Genomic DNA, 25,554 nt, shown 5'->3' on the forward strand with positions numbered 1-25,554 from the left:
TGAAAAGAAAAGTGAGAGAAATACTGCTCACAGATATAAAAGGAGGTGCCTTTATGGCAGCACCAATAGTTGCGATTGTTGGTCGACCTAATGTTGGTAAGTCAACAATATTTAATCGTATGGCAGGTGAACGTATTGCGATTGTTGAAGACCAACCAGGTGTGACACGTGATCGGTTATATGCACCAGCAGAATGGTTGAATTATGAATTTCGAATGATTGATACCGGAGGTATTGAACTTGGAGATGAACCATTTTTGTCAGAAATACGTGCGCAAGTGGAATTAGCGATTGATGAGGCCGATGTTATCGTTATGGTTGCATCTGGTCGTGAAGGACTGACATCAGCTGATGAAGTAGTTGCTAAAATGCTGTATAGGACTAAGAAGCCAGTCGTATTAGCTATCAATAAAGTTGATAATCCAGAAATGCGACAGGATGTTTATGATTTTTATGCTCTTGGTTTGGGCGATCCGTTTCCAGTGTCTGGTTCACACGGTTTGGGCCTAGGGGATCTATTAGATGAAGTAGTCAAGCATTTCCCAGATGAAGCAGCTGAACAAGAAGATGATGGTGTAACACGGTTTAGTATTATTGGACGACCAAATGTTGGAAAATCATCTATTGTTAATGCTATGCTTGGTGAGGAGCGTGTGATTGTTTCAGATATTGAAGGAACAACACGTGATGCTATTGATACACGCTTTGTGACACCTGAAGGTGATGAGTTTATCATGGTAGATACTGCTGGTATGCGTAAACGTGGTAAAGTTTATGAAAATACTGAAAAGTATTCAGTCATGCGTGCTTTAAAAGCAATTGATAATAGTAGTGTTATTTTAATGGTTATTGATGCTGAAGCTGGTATTCGCGAACAAGATAAACACGTGGCTGGTTTTGCTCATGATGCTGGTCGTGCAATGATTATTGTTGTGAACAAGTGGGATGCAATAGAAAAAGATGATCACACGATGAAAGAATTTGAAGAAATGATTCGTGTAGAATTTAAGTTTTTGGATTATGCACCTGTTGTTTTTGTTTCAGCTAAAACTGGGCAACGCTTAGAACGTTTACCACAATTAGTTAAAGATGTTGACAGTAATCATCGTAAACGAATTTCATCATCTGTATTAAATGATGTGATTATGGATGCAATTGCTGTTAATCCAACGCCGTCAGATAATGGCCGACGTCTGAGAGTCTATTATGCAACCCAGGTGGCAACGCAACCACCAACATTTGTTATTTTTGTAAATGATGTTGAATTAATGCATTTCTCATATGAACGCTTTTTGGAAAATAAAATCCGTGAAGCTTTTGATTTTACTGGGACACCAGTCAAGTTAATTGTTCGCGCACGTAAATAGAGTTGGCGCAATAATTTGACAAAATTCAAGTTTCTTTGCAAAAATGTAATATTTATGTAACATAAATATTACGAAAGGCTGAAACCCGCATAAACACTACACATTCAGCCTTTCTTGTGTTATTCTATTTACATGAAGTAGTGATTGGGTTTACTACATTTCACAAACCGCTCAGCGGTTAATAAATACTCTTGGGAGAACAAACATGGCTAATAAGCAAGAATTAGTAGATTCAGTTGCAAAGGCAACAGGCTTGACAAAAAAGGATGCAACTGCATCAGTTGATGCAGTATTTGCGTCAATCGAAGAATCTTTGAAGAATGGTGAAAAAGTTCAACTAATCGGATTTGGTAACTTTGAAGTTCGTGACCGTGCAGCCCGCAAGGGACGTAACCCACAAACTGGTGCAGAAATCGAAATTCCTGCATCAAAGGTACCAGCATTTAAGCCTGGTAAAGCTTTGAAAGAAGCTGTTAAGTAATAGAATCTCTGATATATAGTGATTCAAAAATACTTTTGATGAATAAATTATTTTTGTGATCTTCTATTGTTAAAGATTTAAAAGCAAGCCCATATTGGGCTTGCTTTTTATGTTAGAATAAATTGTTATTAAAAAATATATGATTGACTTTGATGAAAATTTTAATTCTTGATAAAATAATAAAGTATTAAATAAGGGGAGTAACTAATGTCAACAACTTATGCACAACAAATGTTGGATGCATTATCCGCTGGGCAATTAGAAAAGGCGCAGCAATTGTTTGTTAAATCGTTACGGCAAGATAGTGATGATTTAGTATATAGCTTAGCTGAAGAACTATATGCACTTGGATTTTTGAATCAATCAAGGCGCGCTTACAAAAAGCTACTGAACAAATATCCTGATGAAGATGAAATCCGTACAGCATTAGCAGATATTGCTATCGAAGATGGTAATATTGACGAGGCGCAAGATTACTTAGCGCAAATCATGCCAGATTCAACATCATACTTACAATCTTTGCTAGTAAAAGCAGATATTTACCAATCTGAAGGTCTTAATGAATCAGCTGAACATAGTTTATTACAAGCCGAGAAAATAGCAGGGCATGAAGACATTATTCAGTTTGCACTGGCAGAATTCTATTTTGCCAATCAAGCGTACCAAAACGCAATTCCAAGGTATCGTGAATTGCTGCTACGTGGGCAACGAGAAATTAGTCGTGTCGATATTGTGGCACGAATCGGCGTGGCTTATGCACAGGTTGGCAATTATGAAAATGCTGTGGGTTATTTGGAACAAATTAAGCCAGAAACAATGTCGGTAGACACACGTTTCCAACTCGGCGTTTTATATCAAGAAAATGCTCGCCAAGAGGATGCCATTAAGGTATTTAATGATATATTAGAAATTGATCCCAAATATACGTCAATTTATCCTTTACTTGGGCAAGCTTATGAAAGTCAACAAGATATTGAATCAGCTTATCGGACATATCAAGTTGGCTTATCTGAAGATGAAACCAATACACGTCTATATCGTTTAGCTGGTTCGGCAGCTGAACAAATAGGAGATATCGATGCCGCTAAAGCTTATTATCAGCAAGCATTGGTGCTTGATGATGAAGACGTAACGACGATTATTTTGCTATCTAGCTTATTATTATCTGAGCGTCAGTTTGAAGAAGACATCAATTTGTTAACTCAGTATATAGCCAACGACGTGATTGATCCACAATTCTACTGGGATTTGGCCCGTGCTAACGGAGCAATTGGTAATGAAGAGGAAACAGAAAAAAATTGGTTAACTGCTGAACCTTATTTCCAAGAGAATATACAATTTTTATCTGATATTATTGCTTGGTATCATGAACAGGGTAATCAAGAATTAGAAATTAAAACGATGCAACAGTATTTGTTTTTAGAACCAGATGATGCTGATATGCAAATGAAGTTGGAAGATCTGTTATTTTAAATAGATATCAATCATAATTTGCAATTATTTAACATAGCAATTTTTGGTATAATTGATTGAAGGACTAATATATGAAAATTAATACGTTGCCTCAAGAATTTATTGGGGCGCAACCAATTTTAAAAATATTAACACGTGCTGGTTTTGAAGCTTATTTTGTGGGTGGTTCAGTAAGAGATATGCTTTTAAGTCAAGTTATTCATGACGTTGACATTGCTAGCTCTGCATTCCCTGAAGAAGTTAAATTTCTCTTTGAAAAAACAGTTGATACTGGTATTCAGCATGGCACAGTAATGGTTCTAGATCATGGTGAAGGTTATGAAATTACAACATTTAGAACAGAATCAACTTATACCGATTTTCGACGACCAGACTCAGTGACATTTGTACGGAGTTTGTCTGAGGATTTGAAACGCCGTGATTTCACAATTAACGCTTTAGCAATGACTCTGGATGGTGAAATTGTTGATTTATTTGGCGGTTTAGACGATATTAAAAATGGCATAATTCGTGCTGTTGGTGATGCTGAGACGCGTTTTACAGAAGACGCGCTGCGGATGATGCGTGCCTTGCGTTTTAGTGCACAGTTAGGTTTTATCATTGAAGCAGATACACAGAAAGGATTGATAGAATTGGTACCTAATCTTGAAAAAATTGCTGTTGAACGTATTCGTGTAGAGTTTGAAAAAATGTTGATGGGCGCTTCTGCTGCCAATAGTTTAAAAATAGCAGTTCAAGATAAAGTGATGTTGTATTTGCCAGGGCATATTGGTCAGTGGGAATTATCATTAATTATTTCAGATTTGGAAATATATCAAGCAAATCACATAGTCGTTGTTTGGTGTCATTTATTAACACGATCACCATTGAAAATTCAAGAAATGACTCATTTTATGCGTCAGTGGAAATTAAGTCGCGACATCATGAAAACGGTTATCGCGGTTGTCCCTATCGTTCGACAGATTGAAAATGTGACCATTTTGGATCTATACACTGTTTATTCATATGCCGATGTACTTCTCGAGATTTTAAAAATTACCGACGTAGCAGACAAGACAATTCAGCATGTACGCAGTATACTTAAGATGTTACCGATTACACAGAGTTCAGAGTTAGCGATTAATGGTAGTGATTTAATTAAATTAGGCATCGTGCAACCTGGACCTAGAATGGGACATGCACTCAAAGCTATGGAGAAAGCCGTAGTATTGAGTGAGGTAAGTAATACGCCAGAGGCATTAACATCTTTTGCAAAGGAGCAATTCTCACATGACAAAAATTAAAATGGTTTGGGCTGAAGATCAAAAGCATGCTATTGGTAAAGATGGTTCAACACCATGGCATATGCCGGACGATTTAAAGTTATTTCGTGAAGAAACAACAAATACACTAATGATTATGGGACGTACAACTTGGCTGAGCATTGGGCGTCCGTTGCCTAATCGCACAAGTTTGGTATTGACGACACAAAGAGACTGGTCAACTGCATTCGATGATGTTTTAATAGCTCACTCTGTAGAAGAGGTGCTTAAACTGATTCAAGCAGAAAAAAGAGACATATCGATTGCTGGTGGTGCCAGTATTTATCAAGCTTTTATGCCTTATGCGACAGAACTAGTTGTTACGCGAATTGATGGTATTATCAATGGCGATACATTTGTTGATCCAATTGATTTGTCAGAATTCGAATTAGTTAGCAAGCAGTTACATGAAAAAGATGAAAAAAATGATTACGGATTTGTTGTTGAACGATATAAGCGTAAGAATTGAGGCAAAATGACTAATATTAAAATTGTTACGGATTCAGCCGTAGCATTAACACCTGAAGAAATTGAACAATATGATATCACAGTAGTACCCTTAACAGTTCAAATTGATGAAACTGTTTACGAAGATGGCGTGACGATTCAACGTGACGAATTTTTGGAAAAAATGAAGGTCAGTCATAGTTTGCCAAAAACTTCCCAACCATCAATTGGTAAGTTTCAAGTCGTTTATGACGAGATTCATAAAAAAAATCCAGATTCAGAAATTTTGAGTTTACATATTTCATCTGGTTTATCAGGGACTGTCCACGCAGCAGAACAAGCTGCTGCTTTAACATCTGCAAAAATTACGACATTTGATACGTTAAATGCTGATCGTTCTCAAGCATTTCCTGTATTGGTTGCTGCTAGAATGGCACAGGCTGGTGAGTCAATGGCTACTATTATGGCTGCAATCGAAAAAGTTCGTTCTGAGTCACGCACTTTTCTGAGTTTCACATCTCTTGATAACATGGTTGCTGGTGGTCGATTAAGCAAAACGTCTGGTATGATTGGTAATTTACTTAATATAAAAGTTGGTGCTATTGTCGACGAAAAAGGTTCAGTTGAAGTTGTGAGTAAAGGGCGTGGCATGAAAGCTATTGCTAAATTTAATGATGAAGTAATTGCTAAAATGCAAGAATATTCAGAGATGATGGCTATCGGTATTTCGCATGCAGGTATTCCAGAAGTTGCTGAAAAAATGGCGACACGTTTGAACAATATTTGGCCGAATATTAACATTGTGGTGATGAGTACTGGACCAATTATATCAACCCATACAGGCGTTGGTGCATTAGCCATTCTTTATCATGCGCGCTAATATAGCAGTCTATGTGTGAAAAATAATATGTTTTATGATAAAAATCAGAAGTTAGCGATTTTCTCTAGTCAACTTCTGATTTTTTATTTTCTGTTGCTGATTAAAAAATGCGATGTATCGAGAAAATACTTCAAAAAAAGATATATATGAAATTAAAATATTATAAATCACATTTATTTATCATAAAATATTGACATTTATCATTTTCTTGTGTATAGTAAAACATATTAAATAGAAATAAGAGAAAATTATGAATAACGCAATCTTGAAAAATAACAATTATTATTACTTCTGGTTTATGTAGAACCGTCGCATATTAAGTGCGTCGGTTCCTCCGATGCACTTAGCGACCAGAAGCTTTTCGAGGTGAAGTCACTAAGTGGAAACTCAACACTTAGTGACTTTTTGTCTGTATAGTAATATACTTTCTGAAAAATTGTGCTAGGTGTTGATCACTAGCACAATTTTTTAGGAGAAAGCCATGAGTGAAAAACTAGTATCAACGACCATTGAAACAAAAACTATTAATAGTTTACGTTTGTTAGCTAATAAAATGATTACAAAAGCCGGGTCAGGGCACCCAGGAATTGCATTAGGTGCGGCACCGATATTGTACGAATTGTATGCTAATCAATTGGTAGTAGATCCAACACAACCAGAATTAGTCAATCGTGATCGGTTTATTTTATCAGCAGGACATGGTGCAGCACTATTATATGCTACTTTACACGCTTCAGGATTTGATTTGACAGCCAATGACTTAGCTCAGTTCAGAGCACCGCATTCTAAAACACCAGGCCATCCAGAAGTTGGTGTAACACCAGGTGTTGAAGCCACCACTGGCCCACTTGGGCAAGGACTAGGTATGGCGGTTGGTATGGCGATGGCAGAGGCAAAGTTACATTCGGATTTCCCGACAGTGATTGATCATTATACTTATGCATTGGTTGGTGATGGCGATTTAATGGAAGGGGTCAGTCATGAAGCGGCGTCATTAGCCGGGCAACAAGTATTATCTCAATTAATTGTGTTACATGATGATAACAACATTAGCCTTGATGGGAATAAAGATCGCTCTGATATTTCTGATAATATGGCACGATTCGCTAGTTATGGCTGGCAAGTATTGCAAGTAAGTAATGGAAATGAGCCATTAGCTATTCACGAGGCGATTCAACAGGCTAAACAATCAAAACAGCCAACATTCATTTCAGTAAAAACAACCATTGGCGCCTATGGTCCATTTGCGGGAACCAACAAAGCGCATGGCACACCACTAAATGATGAACAAATAATTGATTTAGCCAAAGCATTAGATGTTAACATTGATAATTTTGAATTAGATGAAGATGTACGTGATCACATAAAAACACGTATTCAGTCTCGCTTAGCAGAAAAAGAAGTACCTAATCCAACTGAGTTAGCAGCATTTAAAAAATTTACGCATCATAGTGTGTCAAGTTTACCGGTTTTAGATAATGACACTAAAGCCCAAGCTGGACGTAAAATTTCGAAGCATGTTTTACAGGATTTTAGTCAACAAATACCTCAACTTTGGGGTGGATCAGCTGATTTAGTGGCTTCAACCAATACAGAAATTGTTGGTTCTTCGGTTTTTGATCAAGCTAATAGAAGTGGTCGTAATATTGCTTTTGGTGTTAGAGAGTTTGGTATGGGGGCGGTCATGAATGGCATTGCGCTTCACGGTGGGTTAAAGATATTTGGCTCAACTTTCTTAGCTTTTTCCGATTACATGAAAGCTGCCATTCGTCTCAGTGCTTTACAAAAGCAACCGGTAATTTACGTTTTCACACATGACAGTATCACTGTGGGAGAAGATGGGCCAACGCACCAGCCAATTGAACAATTAATGGGATTACGGATGATTCCAGGTATTGATGTTTTACGACCAGGAACAGCTGATGAAATAAGCCAAGCTTGGCGTGTTGCATTGGAAAGTACTAATCGTCCAACAGTAATTATATTAAGTCGTGGTGGTATTGGTACACAAGGGACAAGTCAACAGGCGCAAACAGCCATGCAATTTGGTGCTACCCAGTTGATTGGAGAGATAGATGCCAAAGTTAATTTGATTGCGACTGGATCAGAAGTACAAATTGCATTGGCAGTGAAAGAAAAACTATCTCAATCAGCCAATGTCATTTCAATGCCTAATTTACAACGATTTTTAGCTTTGCCAACGCAAGAAAGAGAAAAAATTATTCCCAAAAATGGTGCAAAAAATGTGATAATAGAAGCAGGAACAACGCTTGGATGGCAGGCAGTTTCGGGATTAGATGGCCTGATTTTTGGAACTGATGACTTTGGAATCAGTGCATCACCACAGCGTGTATTAGAGCTTTACGGTCTACAAGCTGACGTCATTGCTGAAAAAATTTTAGAACAATTGGAGAGTTGATATGACATTATATGGTTTAATTGCACACCCTGCAGGTCACTCAAGATCGCCTTTTATGCAAAATGCCATGATTACTGCTCGCCAAATTGATGCACATTATCATGCATTTGATGTAAAACCTGATAATTTAGGTGCAGCGATTCAGGGATTTCGTGCATTAAATGTTGGTGGTTTCAATGTATCAACGCCCTATAAAACAGATGTTATCACTTATCTTGATGAATTAACGCCACTCGCTCAACGGTTACAGTCTGTTAATACCGTAAAAAATGTGAATGGTCGGCTCATCGGCACGAGTACGGATGGTGATGGTTTTTGGCAAAGTATTAATCCAAATCAGCCACACGAGCATGTCGTCATTTTAGGTAGTGGTGGCGCTGCTAGAGCTGTTATAGCAACGGCAAAACAGTACGGTGTTCAAGATATCACGGTTTTCAATCGGACACATGCGGATTGGTCGCAGCGTGAAACAGCCATTGCTTACTTAAGCCAAGGCATTGGGCAATTAGCCGACTTGGCAGATAATCAAGCTATATCTAATGCTTTGCAACAGGCAGATTTATTGATTAATGCCACAACTGTAGGCATGAATGATGCACGTACATTATTAACGGACTATCAGGTTGGCTTATTGCCACAACATACGCTAGTGGTAGATATGATTTATCGTAATAAACAAACTGCGCTTTTAAAATCTGGTGCTAAGCATCAACTGTTAACACAAAATGGGTTACCAATGTTAGTCGCTCAGGGTGCATTAAGCTTTGAATATTGGTTTAATCAATCCGCTGATCGACAATTAATGCAACAAGTAGTAGAAGGGAAATAAATTATGATTTTAGTAACCAAGGATAATGAAACAGCACGCAAGATTGCCCAAGAGATGGACACAGATAATCCAATTAAACCAGTTTTTGTTCATGGAAACCGAGTTGCACTAGCTGGTGTTAAAAAACTTTCTGATGAACAGCTGCGTACTTTAAAAGCTGCTGATGTGCAAATTATTGAAAAACATCATGCGGCTATTAAGTCTTCACGTGATTTTCATCCAGAAGATACAATTATTAAGACACAACATAGTAGCATTGGCGGAGATGATTTTACATTTATGGCTGGTCCTGATTCAATCGAAAGCCCTGAGCATGTGTTAGAGATGGGACGCGATGTGCAGTTAGCTGGTGCAACTATTTTACGTGGTGGGGCTTTCAAACCAAGAACATCCCCATATTCTTTCCAGGGTAATGGTGAAGTAGGATTGAAAGCTCACCGTGCTGCTGCTGCTGCACTTGGCATGGATATGGTAACTGAAATATTAGATACACGTGATGTTGATTTGGTCGATCGTTATACTGACATTTTCCAAGTTGGAACACGTAATATGCAAAATTTTGCGTTATTAAAAGCATTGGGTCAAAAGCGTAAGCCAGTTGTCTTGAAACGTGGTATGTCAGCAACAATTGATGATTTATTAAATGCCGCAGAATATATTGCCGCAGGTGGTAATGATCAAATTATTCTGATGGAACGTGGTATTCGAACTTATGATAATAAATATACACGTAATACGTTAGATGTATCAGCTATTCCAGTATTAAGAAGTTTGACACATTATCCAGTAATCGCTGATGCTTCACACGCCGCTGGTGTGTCTAAATTTGTTGAACCACTTGCATTAGCTGCCATTGCTGCTGGTGCACAAGGTTTGATGACCGAAATTCATGATGATCCAGCCCATGCTTTTGTTGATGGGGCACAGGCACTTACCCCAGCTCAGTTTTCACAATTGGCAGATAAGGCACGTAAAGTTCGTGAAGCTATTCAATAATAGGTAATTTTAAAACCACTTAGCTCAGTTAAGAAAGGAAGTCAATCATGTCGGTTGTCCATGTTGCTTTTAATGACAAGTCATATGACGTTAAAATTGATAATAATCTGCATACACAAATTGGGTCAGAAGTGGCCTCTGTTTGGACACCAAGAAAAATTGCCATATTAACAGATAGTAACGTTGGCCCGTTATATCTTGCTGACACGCAGGTACAATTAGAAAACGCTGGTTTTGAAGTTTTACCATTAGTTGTCCCAGCCGGTGAACAGTCCAAATCATTAGTTGTTGCCGGTGATTTAATTGGCCAATTAGCTGCGCATGGGTTTACACGAGGTGATGGTTTAATTGCTTTAGGTGGTGGTGTTGTTGGTGATTTAGGCGGTGTTGTCGCTTCTTTATATATGCGAGGCATTGCATTCATCCAAATAGCCACCTCACTGACTGCGCAAGTTGATTCATCAGTTGGCGGTAAAACAGCAGTAAATTTAGGTCAAACTAAAAATATTGCAGGTTCTTTCTATCAGCCAGATTTAGTGCTAGTCGATAGCACTTATTTGGATACATTAAGCAAGCGTGATCTTGTTGAAGGTTACGGTGAAGTAGTCAAGACATCAGCCTTAGATAGCCTAGATTTTTTTGCCTATACTGGCCAAATTAAATCAGTATCAGATATTTATCAACATGCTCAAGAATTATCACAGCGTTCAATTGCTTATAAAGCAAAAATTGTAATGGCTGATGAGAAAGAATCAGGGCAACGCCAATTCTTGAATTTTGGGCATACATTAGGGCATGCCATTGAATTGCTCGCGCACGGTGGATTACGGCATGGTGAAGCAGTAGCAATCGGTATGATAGCTATCACTGAAAAATTCGAACGTGATGGTGTGTCACCAAAAGGCTTAACGGAGGCAATCAGAACGCGATTAGTAGCAGTTGGATTACCTACTACTTCTGAGTTTATTGGTCAACCAGAGTTTTTCAATCACTTGATTAATGATAAGAAGAATCACGGTGGCACATTGAATTTGGTTGCTTTATCAGCAGTGGGGAAGCCAATTATTTTTAAGAAAAATGTTACTGATATGCCAGCATTTATTGAACAAAATTGAAAGGGAAAATCTGCCTAAAATTAATACATATAGACAGATTTATGATAAATAATGAAATACACAACAGCAGGCGAGAGCCATGGTCCAGAAGAAATTGCGGTAATTGAAGGCATACCTGCCGGATTACATATTACACAAGAAGATGTGGATTTTGAATTAGCGCGTCGTCAACGTGGTTATGGTCGAGGTGAGCGCCAAAAAATTGAAACGGATACGGTAACATTTTTAACTGGCGTTCGTCATCAAGAAACATTGGGTTCACCGATTACGCTAAATGTGCATAATGATGATCATAATAATTGGTCTAAAATTATGGCACCAAATGCACCAGCAACGTCAGAAAATACATTACGTAAAGTGTTACGTCCACGTCCTGGGCATGCTGATTTGGTGGGTGGTATCAAATACCGACATCATGATGATCTACGTAATGTGTTGGAAAGATCATCTGCACGTGAAACGACCATGCGTGTAGCAGTTGGTGCGGTAGCTAAAAAATTATTAGCAGAAATAGGCGTTGATGTGCATGGTTTTGTCGTCAATGTTGGCCCGGCAAAATCTAATTTAAATGAATTGACGAAGTATAAGTCCTTACAAGAATTACGAAATGTTACTGAAGGATTTGAGACACGTGCTTTGAACCAAGAAGCTGACGATGCAATTCGCGAAGTAATTGATAAGACGAAGCGTGATGCTAATACTGTTGGTGGTCAAGTACAAGTCATTGCAACCGGAATGCCAGTGGGAATAGGTTCTTATGTTTCTGCAGATGATAAATTAGATGGTAAAATTGCTCGAGCAATTGTAGGCATTAACGCGTTTAAAGGTGTGCAGTTCGGCGGTGGCTTTGATAATGCTGAAAAATATGGTGATCAAGTCATGGACGAAATTTTTTGGGACAAAGATAAGGGATTTTATCGCGGATCAGATAATTTAGGTGGCTTTGAAGGTGGAATGACAACCGGTGAAGCAATTGTTGTTCGTGGTGTTGTGAAGCCAATTCCGACATTATACCGACCTATGCAATCTGTAGACATTGACACACATGAAGATCACAAAGCGTCAATTGAACGATCGGACACAACCGCTGTGACTGCTGCAGCAGTTATTGCAGAGGCCATGGTTGCTATCGAATTAGCAAAAGCTGTTTTAGACAAGTTTGATGCAGATAGTATTGAACGTATGAAAGAACAAGTAGCTGTTTACCGTGCTGAAGTTAAAGCCTTTTAAAAATGAGGAAGTCATAAATGATTAAATTAGCTCATGCACCAAAAAAAGGTTTGCATGGAAAAATTAGTGTACCTGGAGACAAATCTATTTCTCATCGTGCGTTGATGTTTGGTGCTATAGCGACTGGTGTGACAGAGATTGAGAATTTTTTAACATCTGATGATGTGTTGCACACCATGGCTATTTTTCAAGCTCTTGGTGTATCTATCGAGCAAACAGGTACACATGTGCGTGTGGTTGGTAAAGGCATTACAAACTTTACAGCGCCTAAAACAGCACTTGATATGGGAAACTCAGGAACATCAACGCGTCTACTTATGGGTCTGCTAAGTCGTCAGCCATTTGATATGTCTATTATTGGTGATAGTTCATTAAGTAAGCGACCAATGCGCCGCGTTTTGACACCATTAGAACAGATGGGCGCAAAAATTAATTTATCCACTGAGGGGACCTTGCCAGGGATTATTCAAGCAAATAATCAGTTAAACGGTATGGTATATGAAATGCCCGTGGCATCAGCGCAAGTGAAAAGCGCGATATTATTAGCGGGGATGCAAGCTGAAGGTGAAACAACGATTATTGAAAAATTACCTTCTCGTGATCATACAGAACGTATGTTACAACAATTTGGTGGCAAAATTTCAACTAAAAATGGTATGATTACTATTTCGAAACAAGGTGTTCTAAAAGGGCAGCATGTTTTGGTGCCGTCTGATATTTCAAGTGCAGCTTTCTTCATCGTTGCGGGATTAATCACACCCAACTCAGAAATTACGATTGAAAAAGTTGGTATTAATCCGACGAGAGACGGTGTGTTAAAGCTCTTAAAACGTATGGGAGCCGAAATAGCGATTGCTAAGATACCAACTAGTGGGGAGCCACTTGCTGATATTACAGTTCGTACGCAAGCGCTGCATGGTATTCATATCACGGCAGCAGATATTCCTAGTGCAGTTGATGAATTACCAATTATTGCTTTAGCTGCTACACAAGCTGTAGGTGATACAATAATTACTGGTGCGGAAGAGTTGCGTGTTAAAGAAACTGACCGTATAGCAACTGTTGTGTCTGAATTGTCAAAACTTGGCGCTAGTATTGAAGCTCGCCCCGATGGCATGATTATTCACGGTCAGACACCGTTGGCTACAAGCCAAGATTCAACAGTATTAGAATCTTTTGGTGACCACCGTATAGCCATGATGAATGCAGTCGCAGCTTTAATTACCAAAGGAGATGTGACGTTAGTGGGTGAAGAGGCGATGCGTGTCTCTTACCCTAAATTTTTATCAGATTTAGCAAAGGTGATGCAATGAACATCGTTATTCAAGGATTAGGCGAGATGGGTGCTTCGTTAGCGTTGATTTTGAATCAAGTAGCAGATAATCATGTTATTGGTATTGATATCAACCAAAATACGTTGGATTATGCTATAAAACATCAGATTATTTCTGAAAGCGGGAGCGATTTAATAATGGTCGCTGACCGTGCAGACGTTATTATTTTGGCGACACCAATTAATGGTATCAAAGAAAGCCTAAAGCAACTAGCCGGAATAACGCTTAAGCCACAGGTGATTGTTACAGATGCTGGGTCAACCAAAAATGAAATTTTACAGGTTGCGAATAAAGTCTTAGTTGACACAGCTTTTATTGGTGGGCATGCAATGGCTGGAACGCATAAAAGTGGTGTTGCGGAAGCCAATAAGGATTTATACCAACAAGTACCATATTTTTTAATACCAAATCAAGTGGGCAAAGCCTATGTTGAGCGGTTGAAAAATATTTTCAAGCCGCTTGCCGCGGATTTTACAACAATTGACGTTGAAGCGCATGATCATTTAATGGCTATGATTAGTGATGTACCACATATCGCTGCGTTTGCTTTAATGAATACAGCAGTTAAACAATTAGGATCTTTTGATAATTTTGGCCGTTATGTTGCGGGAGGTTTTACAGATACGACGAGAATAGCGGCTAGTGATGCTAAATTGTGGACTGATATTTTGTTGAGCAATCGTGAGAGTGTGTTAGAAAATAATCAAGCTCTAATTGATGAGCTACAAGAAATTAATCAGACTATTGCTGATAATGATGCCAATAAACTGCAAGAGATGATTCAAACAGCACACGATGCACGACAAAATTTATTAAGTAGGAAACAGCATGAGTAAAGAACCTGATACATTAATGTTAGTTGGCTTCATGGGAGCTGGCAAAACAACAGTAGGTAAAGAAATTGCACGGCAACATCATTCAAAATTCATTGACATAGACTCGGAAATTGAGCGTGAAGCAGGGATGTCGATTCGAGCGATATTCCAAGAATATGGTGAGTCGGGTTTTCGTGATCTTGAAACAAAAGTGTTAGCTAATGTCCAAACTTTTGATGGTATTGTGGCTACTGGTGGCGGTGTAGTTGAACGTGAAGATAATATGGCTATTTTGCACGAATCTCCCGCAACTGTTATTTATTTACATGGTAATTTAGAAAGTACGATTGGTCGTTTACTTATTGAAGGCCAACGGCCTTTGCTGGAAGAAAAATCCGCGGCGGAATTTTTTAGATTATGGGCACAGCGCGATCCAAAGTATCAATCGGTGGCCAATTTTATGGTTGAAACGATTGGTAAAACACCGGAACGTATTGCTGCTGAGATTGTGGCATTGTTTAGTTCAAACGAGGATGAGTTAGCATTATTGCAATTACGTTCAGAAATTGATGCTTTTGATCGTCAGATTTTTGGTGTCATTGAAAAGCGGATGCAAACAGTTGAAGCAGTGGCAAAATATAAAGAGAAGTTTGGCATGCCAACTGTGCAACAGGGTCGCATGACTAAAATGCGAAAATTGCTAAAATATGATTTTGAGAATTCTGAAGATGTTACTGATGACATGATTGATAAAATTATGGCAATACTTACAGATGCGGCAATTAATAAAGAGAACAAACAGTTAAAACGATGAAATTACATACATTAGGGCCTGTCGGCACAGATTCAGAACGAGCAGCTCAGCATTACATGTCAACTCAAAAATTGATTTTACATCAAAGTTTTGAAGAAATATTGACGCATTTAGACGATTATCGCGGGGACCAAGTTTTGATGCCCGTTGCTTTTAGATCTAATATTTCGCCTGAATTAAATTGGGCAGATATTAATTATTTAGAGTGGGCTAAATTAGATATTGTGACAACTTTTGTCTTACCATTGATGCCATTGATCTTGATAGAAAATGAGACATATCAGCGTAATATTGCAGTGATACACGCAGCCACAGAAGGTCTAATGAAGCGTTACCTGCGCGCTAATGACTTGGATAATGCTTGGGGACCATCCGTTATTTTTGCGCCTAGTAAGCCTGTTGCCATGGCTGACTTTATTCATGATCAAAATCGGTTTACTATTATATCCGAAGATCAATTTTTAAAAACTACAGAAAGCAAAGATCCAAAATATCAGGTACAACAACAATTGAAGCCACAAATGATATGGGTCGTTTATCAAATAAAATGACATTACGTGAATTATTTAAATTACCAAAAAGTATTAATGAGAAGCCACTAATTGCAGTGCCGCTTACTTTGGGACCAAATGACAAATTGACCCCCTTTGCCAAAAAATTACAAGAGCAAAACCCAGACATTGTCGAGTGGCGGGCTGATTATATTGCTGATGACTTTAGTCAAGCAGTGATGTGGCAACAAGTCAAGGCTGGGGCACAAGCAGAATTGGCGCAAAAAGATGTTTCAGCCATGACAGAGGCTAAAATGCTATCCGAGATGGATAACGCACGTCAAGAATTTGATGCGACTTGGCCAGTCATGAATATGCAAATTATTAAAGAATTAACGGCATCGGTTTTTAACACAATTGGTAGTTTTCCAATTATTTTAACTTATCGTACGCAAGCACAAGGTGGTCAAGGGGAAATGACGTCAGTGGAATATGCGACTTTTATTGTAGCAGCATTACGATCAGGGTTTCATTTTACAGCAGTAGATGTTGAATATACCTTGGACTCTGAGTTACGTGACAAAGTGATTGATGTCGCACACGAGTTAGGTGTACCAGTCATCATATCGTATCATGATTTTAATCAAACACCTGATGTTAGCGCGTTAATTGCAGATATATCAAAAATGCCTGCTGATGTGGTTAAAATAGCTGTGATGCCAAACAAGGAACAAGATGTAACAGACTTGCTTCAGGCTACACGGGCAGCCACTATTCAGCAACCACTTATTACAATGAGTATGGGTGCTATTGGACAACGTTCACGCGTTGAAGGGTACAAATTTGGCTCAGAACTGACATTTGCTACTTTAGATGGGTTGCCGGTTAGCGCACCAGGTCAGGTAACAATTAGTGAGTTACTAGCTACTTGGACAAAATAAAAAAGGCGCAGAATATTTCGCGCCTTTTTATTATGATTCTGTGGCAGTTACTTCTTTAGGTGATGCTGAACCGGAAAGTGCTGGAATTGCATAAACAGCAATTTCACCAACAACAATCGCGATAATAGCTACTGTGATATAAGAATAACCACCATTTGTGAGCTGTGATACAATGTAACCCAAAATTTCACCAAAGATTGCTGACCAAACAGCAACAGTAATATATTTCATAATTGCACCTCTTTACAAAACTATCATACGCTTTTCAAAAAAAATCGCAACCCTTTTAACGCTTTTCATGTATAATAAAAGGGAACAAATTTTCGCGTTATATTGTGAAAACAGTGGAGATAATATGTACGCACCGTTACAAATTTTCAGTAGTTATAGTTTACTTAAAAATCCAAACACAATTGAACAAATCATTCAAACTGTAAAAGCACGAGGCTATCATGCTGTTACTTTGGCAGATATCAATGTGATGTATGGTGCTGTTGAGTTTTACCGCATCGCCAAAAAGTATGATATCAAGCCTTTATTTGGTTTGACATTACAAATTTATGGACTAGTCAACACCGCAACGTTATTTCCAGTTGTGCTCATTGCAGAGAATCAAGTAGGTTATCAGAATTTGATGTGGTTATCTTCTGCTAAAATGACGGCCAAAGCAGAAGATATGACATTTGCTATGATTGTCGACCATTTAGCAGGTATTAACGTCATTTTACCTGAGGATAGTGAATTAACACAACTTATTGCCTCAGCTTATGACGATACATCAACCTATTGGCAAGAATTAGTGTCACAAATTAATTCAAAATCATTATATATAGGCATTAATCCTGCCTTAGCACCTCAAATTAAAGCACGTTTGGCATCATTTGGCGAAGATAATCAGGCAAAATTAATTGCCTTAGATAATATTAACTATCTTAACCCAGAAGATGCTTTTACGACACAAGTTTTAAAAGCAATTGATGTTAACGTTAAATTAGAAGATATTAGAACACTTTCTCAAAAATTAGGCACACATGTTTTAAATGATTTTGACACCGTAAAAACTGCTTATTCAGCATCTGATGTGTTAAAAGCAGCTTACTTGAATAATGAGTTATTAGTTAGTAAGAGTGAAGTCACGATGTCATTTCAGCAAACTGCGGCCTTACCAACTTTCAAGTTGCCCGATGATGCGCATTCATCACGAGAATATTTATATGAACTTGCAAAAAAAGGTCTTCAAGAACGTTTAAATGATCAAAGCACGGCGAAGAATCATCAAATTTATGACGATCGCTTACAGTATGAGTTAGAAGTCATTGATGATTTAGGTTTTAACGATTATTTTTTGATAGTATGGGATATTGTAAATTTTGCTCATCAGCATAACATTCAAATGGGGGCAGGTCGAGGGTCTGCAGCTGGTTCATTAGTTGCCTATGTTTTGAAAATAACGGATGTGGATCCATTAGAATTTGGTTTGTTGTTTGAACGTTTTTTAAATCCAGAACGTGGGCAAATGCCAGATATTGATATTGATTGGCCAGATAATAAACGTGAAGATATACTTGTATATTTACATGATAGATATGGTCAACGAAATTTTGCACAAATTATTACATTTGGTACGCTAGCTGCAAAACAGGCATTACGTGATACAGCGCGTGTATTTGGTTTATCACAACAAATGATGAGTCGCATTAGTAATACGGTGCCACAAGGGAAGCAAGGACGTCGAGTTTTTATTGCAGATGCCTTAAAACAATCAACACGCTTACAAGATATACTAGCTGAAATTGACAATGGTGAGCTGTTATTGAAAGTTGCGCAACAAATCGAAGGATTACCCCGTAATTATTCGACACATGCTGCTGGGGTCGTATTAAGCCAAGATGCACTAGTTAAAACGTTACCGGTGCAAACAGGTACGGATGAGCGTTTACTAACACAGTTTGAAAAAGATCCAGTTGAAGCATTGGGGTTGTTGAAAATTGATGTTTTGGGTTTGTCTAATTTAACTATTTTGGCACAAACACTGTATTATGCTAGAGATATGTTGCCAGAACATTTTAATATTAGTAAAATCTCAGTCAACGATTCAGAAACGTTGCAATTATATGCTAAAGGAGATACCAACGGTATTTTCCAATTCGAGTCTGCTGGTATTAAAAATGTATTGCGACAATTAAAACCATCGACGTTTGAACATATTGTTGCGGTTAATGCCTTATATCGACCAGGTCCCAGTCAAAATATTGAAACATTTGTGAAACGGCGTCATGGCCGTGAAACGGCGACTATTCCAGATCCAAATTTGAAGACAATTCTAGCACCAACATTTGGCATTATTATCTATCAAGAGCAGGTTATGCTAGTGGCTGAAGCTTATGCCGGATTTAGCCTTGGTGAAGCGGACAATTTACGGGTGGCAATGTCTAAAAAAAAGCTAGATAAGATGGCAGCAATGCATGAACAGTTTGTAACTGGTGCCGTCCAATTAGGCCATGATGCGCAACAAGCTGAGCAGATATTTAACTATATTGATGAATTTGCAAATTATGGATTTAATCGTTCTCATGCTGTTGCTTATACAAAGTTATCTTTTGAATTGGCATACATGAAAGCCCATTATCCTTTGGCATTCTACAATGCGTTACTAAATGCTAATATTGGTTCATCTGAAAAAATCAGATTATATGTTACTGAAGCTAGAACACGACAAATTGAAATAAAAGCACCTCATATTAACCAATCTCACCGGTTTTGGTCTGAAAATATGCAGGCTTTGTGTATGGGATTGAATAATATTAAAGGTGTCCGAAGTGATTTTGTTACAGCTTTATTAGAAGAACGTCGCAATAATGGGCCATTTAAATCAATTCAGTCGTTTATTTATCGTTTGCCGGAAAAGTTCCGAAAAAGGGAAGTATTGTCGCAATTAGTTTATGCTGGCGCATTGGATCAGTTTGGCTATAACCGTCAAGAGTTATTGACTGCCCTTGACGACTTAATTGAAGCAGCAAGCTTTGGTGATTTAATTCTTAATGAGACGAAGATTAAAAAAGTCGAAGATATGCCTAGTACTGAAAAATTAACCTTTGAAAAAGAAGCTATTGGCGTTAATTTATCAGGACATCCATTAGATGTTTATGAATCAATGATTGCCAGTGAGCATCTGCAGCATATTGCTGATTTGACAAAAAAAGATCAAAAAGCGACTTTTGTTGGCATCATTGATAATATTCGGCAAACACGCACAAAAAAAGGTGATTTAATGGCTTTCGTTTCATTCTCAGATGTGACTGATACCATCAACGTGACAGTTTTTAGTCGTTTACTGACAAAAGTCAGTGATATTTTAAAAATTGGAACAATCGTTCAAGTTAATGGTAAGGTCGATAGTTATAACGACCGTTTATCAGTAGTTGCCAATCAAATTAATCCAGTGCAACAACCAGCACAAGTATCACCTGGGACTTGGTTTTTACAATTTGATCAAACTCACGATACACCCCAAAACCGCCAAAAAGTAATTGATATTTTAAAAAAATATCATGGAACTAATCCAGTGGTGATTCATTGGCAAAATACCGAAAAAACTCAGCAACTTGATGAAACATTTTGGTTGGGCGATGAAACCGCTATCATACTTGAATTGGCGCCATTATTAGGTTATGATAATGTTATTTTTAGAAGAAGTCATTGATAATTTGCCTTGTATAAATGGCGAAGAATGTATAAAATAGACTTTGGGTAAAGTTGCACAAGCAACAACCAAGACAACTAAGGAGTTATTTAACCATGAAAAAGACGAAAATCGTCTCAACACTTGGTCCGTCATCATCTGATGTCGAAACAATTGTAAAATTGATTCAAGCTGGAGCCAATGTTTTCCGCTTCAATTTCTCACACGGTGATCACGAAGAACATTTGGGTCGTATGAACGCAGTTCATGAAGCCGAAAAGATCACTGGTAAAACAGTTGGTATCTTGCTAGATACCAAAGGTGCTGAAATCCGTACCACAAAGCAAGCTGACGGTAAGATTGAGTTCCATACTGGCGATACATTGCGCATCTCAATGGATGAAAATCTTGAAGGCACAAAGGACAAAATTGCTGTAACATATGCCGGTTTGTTCGATGATGTTAACGAAGGCGGACAAGTCTTGTTCGATGATGGTTTGCTTGGTACAACTGTTGTTGAAAAAGATTCAGCTAACCGCGAACTTGTTGTTCATGTTGACAATGACGGTATCTTGGGTTCACGTAAGGGTGTTAACGCACCTGGTGTGGCAATTAACCTACCTGGTATCACTGAAAAGGATGCTGATGACATTCGTTTCGGTTTGGACCACGAAATCAATTATATTGCTGCTTCATTCGTTCGTAAGCCTGAAGATGTGCTCGAAATTCGTGCATTGTTGAAGGAAAAGAACATGGAACACGTGCAAATCATTCCTAAGATTGAATCACAAGAAGGTATTGATAATCTTGATGCTATTCTTGAAGTTTCAGATGCATTGATGGTACCACGTGGTGACATGGGTGTTGAAATTCCTGCTGAAAATGTGCCTTTGGTTCAAAAAGACATGATTCGCAAGATGAACAAATTTGGTTTGCCAGTTATTACAGCAACACAAATGCTTGACTCAATGGAAGAGAACCCACGTCCTACACGTGCCGAAGCTTCCGATGTTGCCAATGCCGTATTTGATGGTACTGATGCAACAATGTTGTCAGGTGAATCAGCTAATGGTGACTATCCAGTCGAAGCCGTTGCAACAATGGCTGCTATTAATGAAAAAGCTGAAACATCATTGCGTGAAAATGGTCGCCATCAAGATATCATATTTGATGAAAGTGATTCAACAGAAGCTGTTGCTGCAGCTGTTGTGCGTATTGCAAATAGTGTGAACGCTAAGGCAGTTGTAGTATCAACAAATTCTGGTTACACAGCACGTATGGTTTCTAAGCACCGTCCTGATGTTAACGTTTTGGCAGTTACTTATTCAGAACGTGTACAACGTGGCTTGACGTTGAATTATGGTGTTTTGCCAGTTGTTTATGATGCACCTGAAACAATTGATGAAATGATTGCTTTGGCTAAGTCAGCTGTTAAAGAACAAGGTCTTGTTAACTCTGGTGATGCAATCGTAATCGCTGCTGGTGTACCAATGTCACAATCTGGTACAACAAACATGATCACTGTACAAACAGTATAATTTTTAAATAATTTAGTAATAAAAGGCGCTGATGACAACATCAACGCCTTTTTTGTTGGTTAAATAGTGATGTCATAAAACCTATCATAATTCAGCTGTTTAAATTGGTATACCTGATATGATTATCTCAACGAAATAAAGAGGAGCGATGTTTATGAATACAGGAGATTTAGCGTGGGTATTGATTTCAGCAGCACTGGTATGGTTAATGACGCCAGGATTGGCACTTTTCTATGGTGGATTAGGTGAGAAACGTAATCTGTTGCATACAATGTTTGTACCAGTTGTGATTATTGGTATTGCCTCAATAGTTTGGTTTGCTGTGGGTTATTCTTTGGCATTTGGTGGTGAAGGAACTGTTATTGGTAATTTAAACCATGTATTTTTGACGGATGTATCCTTTACAAAATCAACAAAAGGGTTAACGATTCCAGATGGTGCTTTTGCATTGTTCCAAGGTATGTTTCCGATCATTACAGCAGCAATTATTACGGGATCAATTATTGGACGTGTTCGTATTAAAGCTATGATTGTTTTCATGATTTTATGGTTGATCGTTATTTATACGCCGCTAGCACATATGGTTTGGGGTGGTGGTTTCTTAGCACAATTTGGTGCAATTGATTTTGCTGGTGGTACTGTTGTTCACATTTCAAGTGGTGTGACTGGTCTTGTACTAGCTTTGCTTATTGGACACAGACATAACGACAAACATATACCAGTTCGTCCCTCATATGTGTTGATTGGTGGTGCATTATTGTGGGTTGGCTGGTTTGGATTTAACTCAGGGTCTGCATTAGCGGCCAATGGTACAGCCGTATTGGCTTTAGTGAATACATGGTTAGCATCATCAGCAAGCGTCCTAACATGGGGCGTGGTAGAGTATAAAATGCGTGGACGTGCGACGCTAAGTGGTATCACTAGTGCGGGTGTCGCTGGGTTAGTCGTTATCACACCTGCTGCCGGATTTGTAGCGCCTTGGGCAGCTGTAGTAATGGGATTAATTGGTGGATTAGTTGGTTTTGCTGGTATTACTTTTGTCAAGAATAGTTTTGGTTATGATGATACCCTAGATGCTTTTGGTATCCATGGTATCGGTGGTGCAGTAGGTGCAATTTTGACAGGTATTTTCGCTGATAAAAGTGTTGGTGGTGTTGCGGGTTTGGTTAACGGTGATGTATCATTACTCGGCAAGCAACTAGTCGCCATTTTATTTACAGTTGTATTCGTAACAATTGGGACACTAATATTAGCCAAGATTACGGCAGTGATTGCAGCACCCTTACGTTTAACTGAAGAAGAAGAGGAAAAGGGATATGATGCTATTATGCATGATTTAATAGTTGAATGACGGGCATATGCCCTTTTTTTGTGTTAAAATTAGAAGAAATAATAATAAAGGGGATTTGCAATTTGTCAGCACAAATACAGCAAATTTTTACATTTGAAAATTCAGAACAGCAAACAAACCTGATTGGTGCCAATGACAGCTTTTTGAATTTAATTGAAGAAGGTTTAAACGTACAGTTACATGCACGTGGTGACCAAATGACAATCGCTGGTGATGAGAACAATGTTCAACTTGCTAACGCCGTTTTACGTGAACTAACAGGGTTAATTAAGCATCAAATTAATATTTCATCCACAGATGTTGTCAGTGCTGTAACGATGGCACAACGTGGGACATTAGAATATTTTAGTGATTTATATTCTGAAACTTTAATTCGTGATAACAAGGGCCGGGCAGTTCGTGTCAAAAATTTTGGTCAACGGCAATATGTGCAATCAATTCGTAAAAGTGATGTTACTTTCGGTATCGGTCCTGCTGGAACAGGTAAAACTTATTTGGCTGTTGTTATGGCCATTTCATCACTCAAACGCGGGGAAGTCGAACGTATCATCATTACACGTCCAGCTGTTGAAGCGGGAGAGTCTTTAGGGTTTTTACCAGGTGATTTAAAAGAAAAAGTTGATCCTTATTTACGGCCAATTTATGACGCAATGAATGCTATTATTGGATCTGAACAAACACAACGATTAATGGATCGTGGGGTCATTGAAATTGCACCATTAGCGTATATGCGTGGTCGAACACTTGATGACGCTTTCATTATTTTAGATGAAGCACAAAATACCACAAATCAACAGATGAAAATGTTTTTAACGCGTTTAGGTTTTAGTTCAAAAATGATTGTTAACGGTGATATATCACAGATTGATTTGCCTCGTGGTGCTAAGTCAGGCTTAATCGCTGCACAGCGTATTTTAAAAGAGGTTAATCGTATTTCGTTTGTTAACTTTAGCAGTGATGATGTCGTACGGCACCCGGTTGTTGGCCTCATCGTCAATGCTTACGAGGCTGCTGAACAAAAACTAGCAGCCCTAAAAAAGGAGCAAAATAGTTAATGGATTTAGCAATCATTGATCAAACAAAAAAAGGTGTAACACCATATCATCGTGATTTAGTTCAGTCAGTGTTGAATTTTGCTGGAACGGCCTTAGATTTACCTGAAAATACAGAAATGTCCGTGACGTTTGTTAATAATGATGAAATCCAACGTTATAATCAAGAATATCGTGGTGTAGATAAAGTAACAGATGTGATTAGTTTTGCTATTGAGGAAGGAGAGGATGATTTTGCTAACCTTCCTGATAATAGTTGGGCTGATGAAATTGCTAAAAACATTGGTGATATTATCGTTTCAGTCGATGTCATTAGCTCTCAAGCAGAGTATCTTGAACATAGTTATGAACGTGAGCTTGGTTTTTTAGTTGTACACGGTTTTTTGCATCTAAATGGCTATGATCATATGTTAGGTGACCAAGAAGAGAAAGAAATGTTTGATTTACAACGGAAGATTTTAAATGATTATGGCCTCACGAGATAATGAAAAAACAAAATTAGAAGGTGTTCCAGCGAGTGAAAAACATCAAACAACTCGTAACAGCAATTTTTTAAAAGCCATGCGTAACTCGCTAAATGGTATTTGGATGATTTTAGTACGCGAACGTAATATGCGTATCCACATTGTACTAGCATTTCTGATTCTGGTTGCTGGTTTGCATTACGGTATATACCGTGCAGATTGGTTGTGGGTTACGATGGCTGTATTTATTGTTATTTTCAGTGAATTTTTGAATACAATCATTGAAGCTGTAGTGGATTTAGTTGTCGAAAAAAAGTATCATCCACTAGCTAAATTGGCAAAAGATGTTGCGGCTGGGGCAGTATTAGTGGCTGTTGGTGTTGAAATTGTGATTTTGTTATTGATTTTTCAACCCTATGTTTGGCGACAATTTGGTATTGTAACTAATTTTTCGGACTTATTACATCAGTTTCAGAGATAGTGTGGAAAATTATTTTTAGAATTAGGAGAAAGTCGGCCTAGGCGCCGCAAATA

The 25,554-nt window shown here is 38.2% G+C and carries 23 protein-coding genes; 22 read left to right on the plus strand and 1 reads right to left on the minus strand.

Annotation, left to right across the window (positions count from 1 at the left end):
• Window positions 1-53 precede the first annotated feature (53 nt).
• The 16 genes from der (at window position 54) to aroD (ending at window position 16,933) form a co-directional block, all read left to right on the plus strand.
• Window positions 54-1,367, plus strand: a complete 1,314-nt coding sequence (gene der / locus FGL89_RS00315; protein ID WP_014974445.1) for a ribosome biogenesis GTPase Der — start codon at window positions 54-56, stop codon at window positions 1,365-1,367.
• Between the two features lie 205 nt (window positions 1,368-1,572).
• Window positions 1,573-1,848, plus strand: a complete 276-nt coding sequence (locus tag FGL89_RS00320; RefSeq protein WP_014974444.1) for a non-specific DNA-binding protein Hbs — start codon at window positions 1,573-1,575, stop codon at window positions 1,846-1,848.
• 207 nt (window positions 1,849-2,055) lie between these two features.
• Window positions 2,056-3,321, plus strand: a complete 1,266-nt coding sequence (locus FGL89_RS00325) for a tetratricopeptide repeat protein (RefSeq protein WP_014974443.1) — start codon at window positions 2,056-2,058, stop codon at window positions 3,319-3,321.
• A 71-nt stretch (window positions 3,322-3,392) separates the two neighbouring features.
• Window positions 3,393-4,604 (plus strand): CCA tRNA nucleotidyltransferase, encoded by a 1,212-nt coding sequence (locus FGL89_RS00330; RefSeq protein WP_014974442.1) that lies wholly within the window; start codon window positions 3,393-3,395, stop codon window positions 4,602-4,604.
• On the plus strand, window positions 4,591-5,091 hold the full coding sequence (locus tag FGL89_RS00335; protein ID WP_014974441.1) for a dihydrofolate reductase: 501 nt from the start codon (window positions 4,591-4,593) through the stop codon (window positions 5,089-5,091). Before FGL89_RS00330 ends, FGL89_RS00335 begins: the two co-directional genes overlap by 14 nt.
• A 6-nt stretch (window positions 5,092-5,097) precedes the next feature.
• The gene (locus FGL89_RS00340; protein ID WP_014974440.1) at window positions 5,098-5,949 is read left to right on the plus strand and encodes a DegV family protein; all 852 of its coding nucleotides are present in this window, start codon (window positions 5,098-5,100) and stop codon (window positions 5,947-5,949) included.
• Window positions 5,950-6,430: 481 nt separating this feature from the next.
• Complete coding sequence (locus FGL89_RS00345) at window positions 6,431-8,368, plus strand: transketolase family protein (RefSeq protein ID WP_014974439.1); 1,938 nt, start codon at window positions 6,431-6,433, stop codon at window positions 8,366-8,368.
• A 1-nt stretch (window position 8,369) separates the two neighbouring features.
• On the plus strand, window positions 8,370-9,197 hold the full coding sequence (aroE, locus tag FGL89_RS00350; protein ID WP_014974438.1) for a shikimate dehydrogenase: 828 nt from the start codon (window positions 8,370-8,372) through the stop codon (window positions 9,195-9,197).
• A 3-nt stretch (window positions 9,198-9,200) separates the two neighbouring features.
• A complete protein-coding gene (aroF, locus tag FGL89_RS00355) occupies window positions 9,201-10,193 on the plus strand; it encodes a 3-deoxy-7-phosphoheptulonate synthase (protein ID WP_014974437.1) in 993 nt (330 codons plus the stop codon).
• Between the two features lie 47 nt (window positions 10,194-10,240).
• The gene (gene aroB, locus FGL89_RS00360; protein ID WP_014974436.1) at window positions 10,241-11,308 is read left to right on the plus strand and encodes a 3-dehydroquinate synthase; all 1,068 of its coding nucleotides are present in this window, start codon (window positions 10,241-10,243) and stop codon (window positions 11,306-11,308) included.
• 51 nt (window positions 11,309-11,359) lie between these two features.
• Window positions 11,360-12,538, plus strand: coding sequence for a chorismate synthase (gene aroC, locus FGL89_RS00365; RefSeq protein WP_014974435.1), 1,179 nt, complete (start codon window positions 11,360-11,362; stop codon window positions 12,536-12,538).
• Window positions 12,539-12,555: 17 nt separating this feature from the next.
• Window positions 12,556-13,851 (plus strand): 3-phosphoshikimate 1-carboxyvinyltransferase, encoded by a 1,296-nt coding sequence (gene aroA, locus FGL89_RS00370; RefSeq protein ID WP_014974434.1) that lies wholly within the window; start codon window positions 12,556-12,558, stop codon window positions 13,849-13,851.
• On the plus strand, window positions 13,848-14,708 hold the full coding sequence (locus FGL89_RS00375; RefSeq protein WP_014974433.1) for a prephenate dehydrogenase: 861 nt from the start codon (window positions 13,848-13,850) through the stop codon (window positions 14,706-14,708). The genes aroA and FGL89_RS00375 overlap by 4 nt, the downstream gene beginning before the upstream one ends.
• The gene (locus FGL89_RS00380; RefSeq protein ID WP_014974432.1) at window positions 14,701-15,501 is read left to right on the plus strand and encodes a shikimate kinase; all 801 of its coding nucleotides are present in this window, start codon (window positions 14,701-14,703) and stop codon (window positions 15,499-15,501) included. The genes FGL89_RS00375 and FGL89_RS00380 overlap by 8 nt, the downstream gene beginning before the upstream one ends.
• A complete protein-coding gene (locus tag FGL89_RS00385) occupies window positions 15,498-16,052 on the plus strand; it encodes a hypothetical protein (RefSeq protein ID WP_014974431.1) in 555 nt (184 codons plus the stop codon). The genes FGL89_RS00380 and FGL89_RS00385 overlap by 4 nt, the downstream gene beginning before the upstream one ends.
• Window positions 16,049-16,933 carry a type I 3-dehydroquinate dehydratase gene (gene aroD / locus FGL89_RS00390; protein WP_014974430.1) on the plus strand — a complete coding sequence of 295 codons (885 nt, stop codon included), beginning with the start codon at window positions 16,049-16,051 and terminating at the stop codon, window positions 16,931-16,933. Before FGL89_RS00385 ends, aroD begins: the two co-directional genes overlap by 4 nt.
• A gap of 30 nt (window positions 16,934-16,963) precedes the next feature.
• Here aroD and FGL89_RS00395 read toward each other — a convergent pair whose 3' ends face one another.
• A complete protein-coding gene (locus FGL89_RS00395) occupies window positions 16,964-17,164 on the minus strand; it encodes a YjzD family protein (RefSeq protein ID WP_014974429.1) in 201 nt (66 codons plus the stop codon).
• Window positions 17,165-17,288: 124 nt separating this feature from the next.
• Here FGL89_RS00395 and FGL89_RS00400 point away from each other — a divergent pair, with 124 nt between their 5' ends.
• The 6 genes from FGL89_RS00400 to FGL89_RS00425 all read left to right on the plus strand — a co-directional run bounded on the left by FGL89_RS00400 (window position 17,289) and on the right by FGL89_RS00425 (window position 25,501).
• Window positions 17,289-20,636, plus strand: a complete 3,348-nt coding sequence (locus FGL89_RS00400) for a DNA polymerase III subunit alpha (protein WP_014974428.1) — start codon at window positions 17,289-17,291, stop codon at window positions 20,634-20,636.
• Window positions 20,637-20,731: 95 nt separating this feature from the next.
• Window positions 20,732-22,153, plus strand: coding sequence for a pyruvate kinase (gene pyk / locus FGL89_RS00405; protein ID WP_014974427.1), 1,422 nt, complete (start codon window positions 20,732-20,734; stop codon window positions 22,151-22,153).
• Between the two features lie 154 nt (window positions 22,154-22,307).
• Entirely contained in the window at window positions 22,308-23,504 is a 1,197-nt protein-coding gene (locus FGL89_RS00410) for an ammonium transporter (RefSeq protein WP_147000254.1), read from the plus strand.
• A 62-nt stretch (window positions 23,505-23,566) separates the two neighbouring features.
• Window positions 23,567-24,559, plus strand: a complete 993-nt coding sequence (locus tag FGL89_RS00415) for a PhoH family protein (protein ID WP_014974425.1) — start codon at window positions 23,567-23,569, stop codon at window positions 24,557-24,559.
• Window positions 24,559-25,041, plus strand: coding sequence for an rRNA maturation RNase YbeY (gene ybeY, locus FGL89_RS00420; protein WP_014974424.1), 483 nt, complete (start codon window positions 24,559-24,561; stop codon window positions 25,039-25,041). Before FGL89_RS00415 ends, ybeY begins: the two co-directional genes overlap by 1 nt.
• Window positions 25,025-25,501, plus strand: coding sequence for a diacylglycerol kinase family protein (locus FGL89_RS00425; RefSeq protein ID WP_041773218.1), 477 nt, complete (start codon window positions 25,025-25,027; stop codon window positions 25,499-25,501). The genes ybeY and FGL89_RS00425 overlap by 17 nt, the downstream gene beginning before the upstream one ends.
• The last annotated feature ends 53 nt before the right edge of the window (window positions 25,502-25,554 follow it).

The sequence above is a fragment of the Leuconostoc carnosum genome (genome assembly GCF_007954525.1).
Lineage (GTDB): Bacteria > Bacillota > Bacilli > Lactobacillales > Lactobacillaceae > Leuconostoc > Leuconostoc carnosum.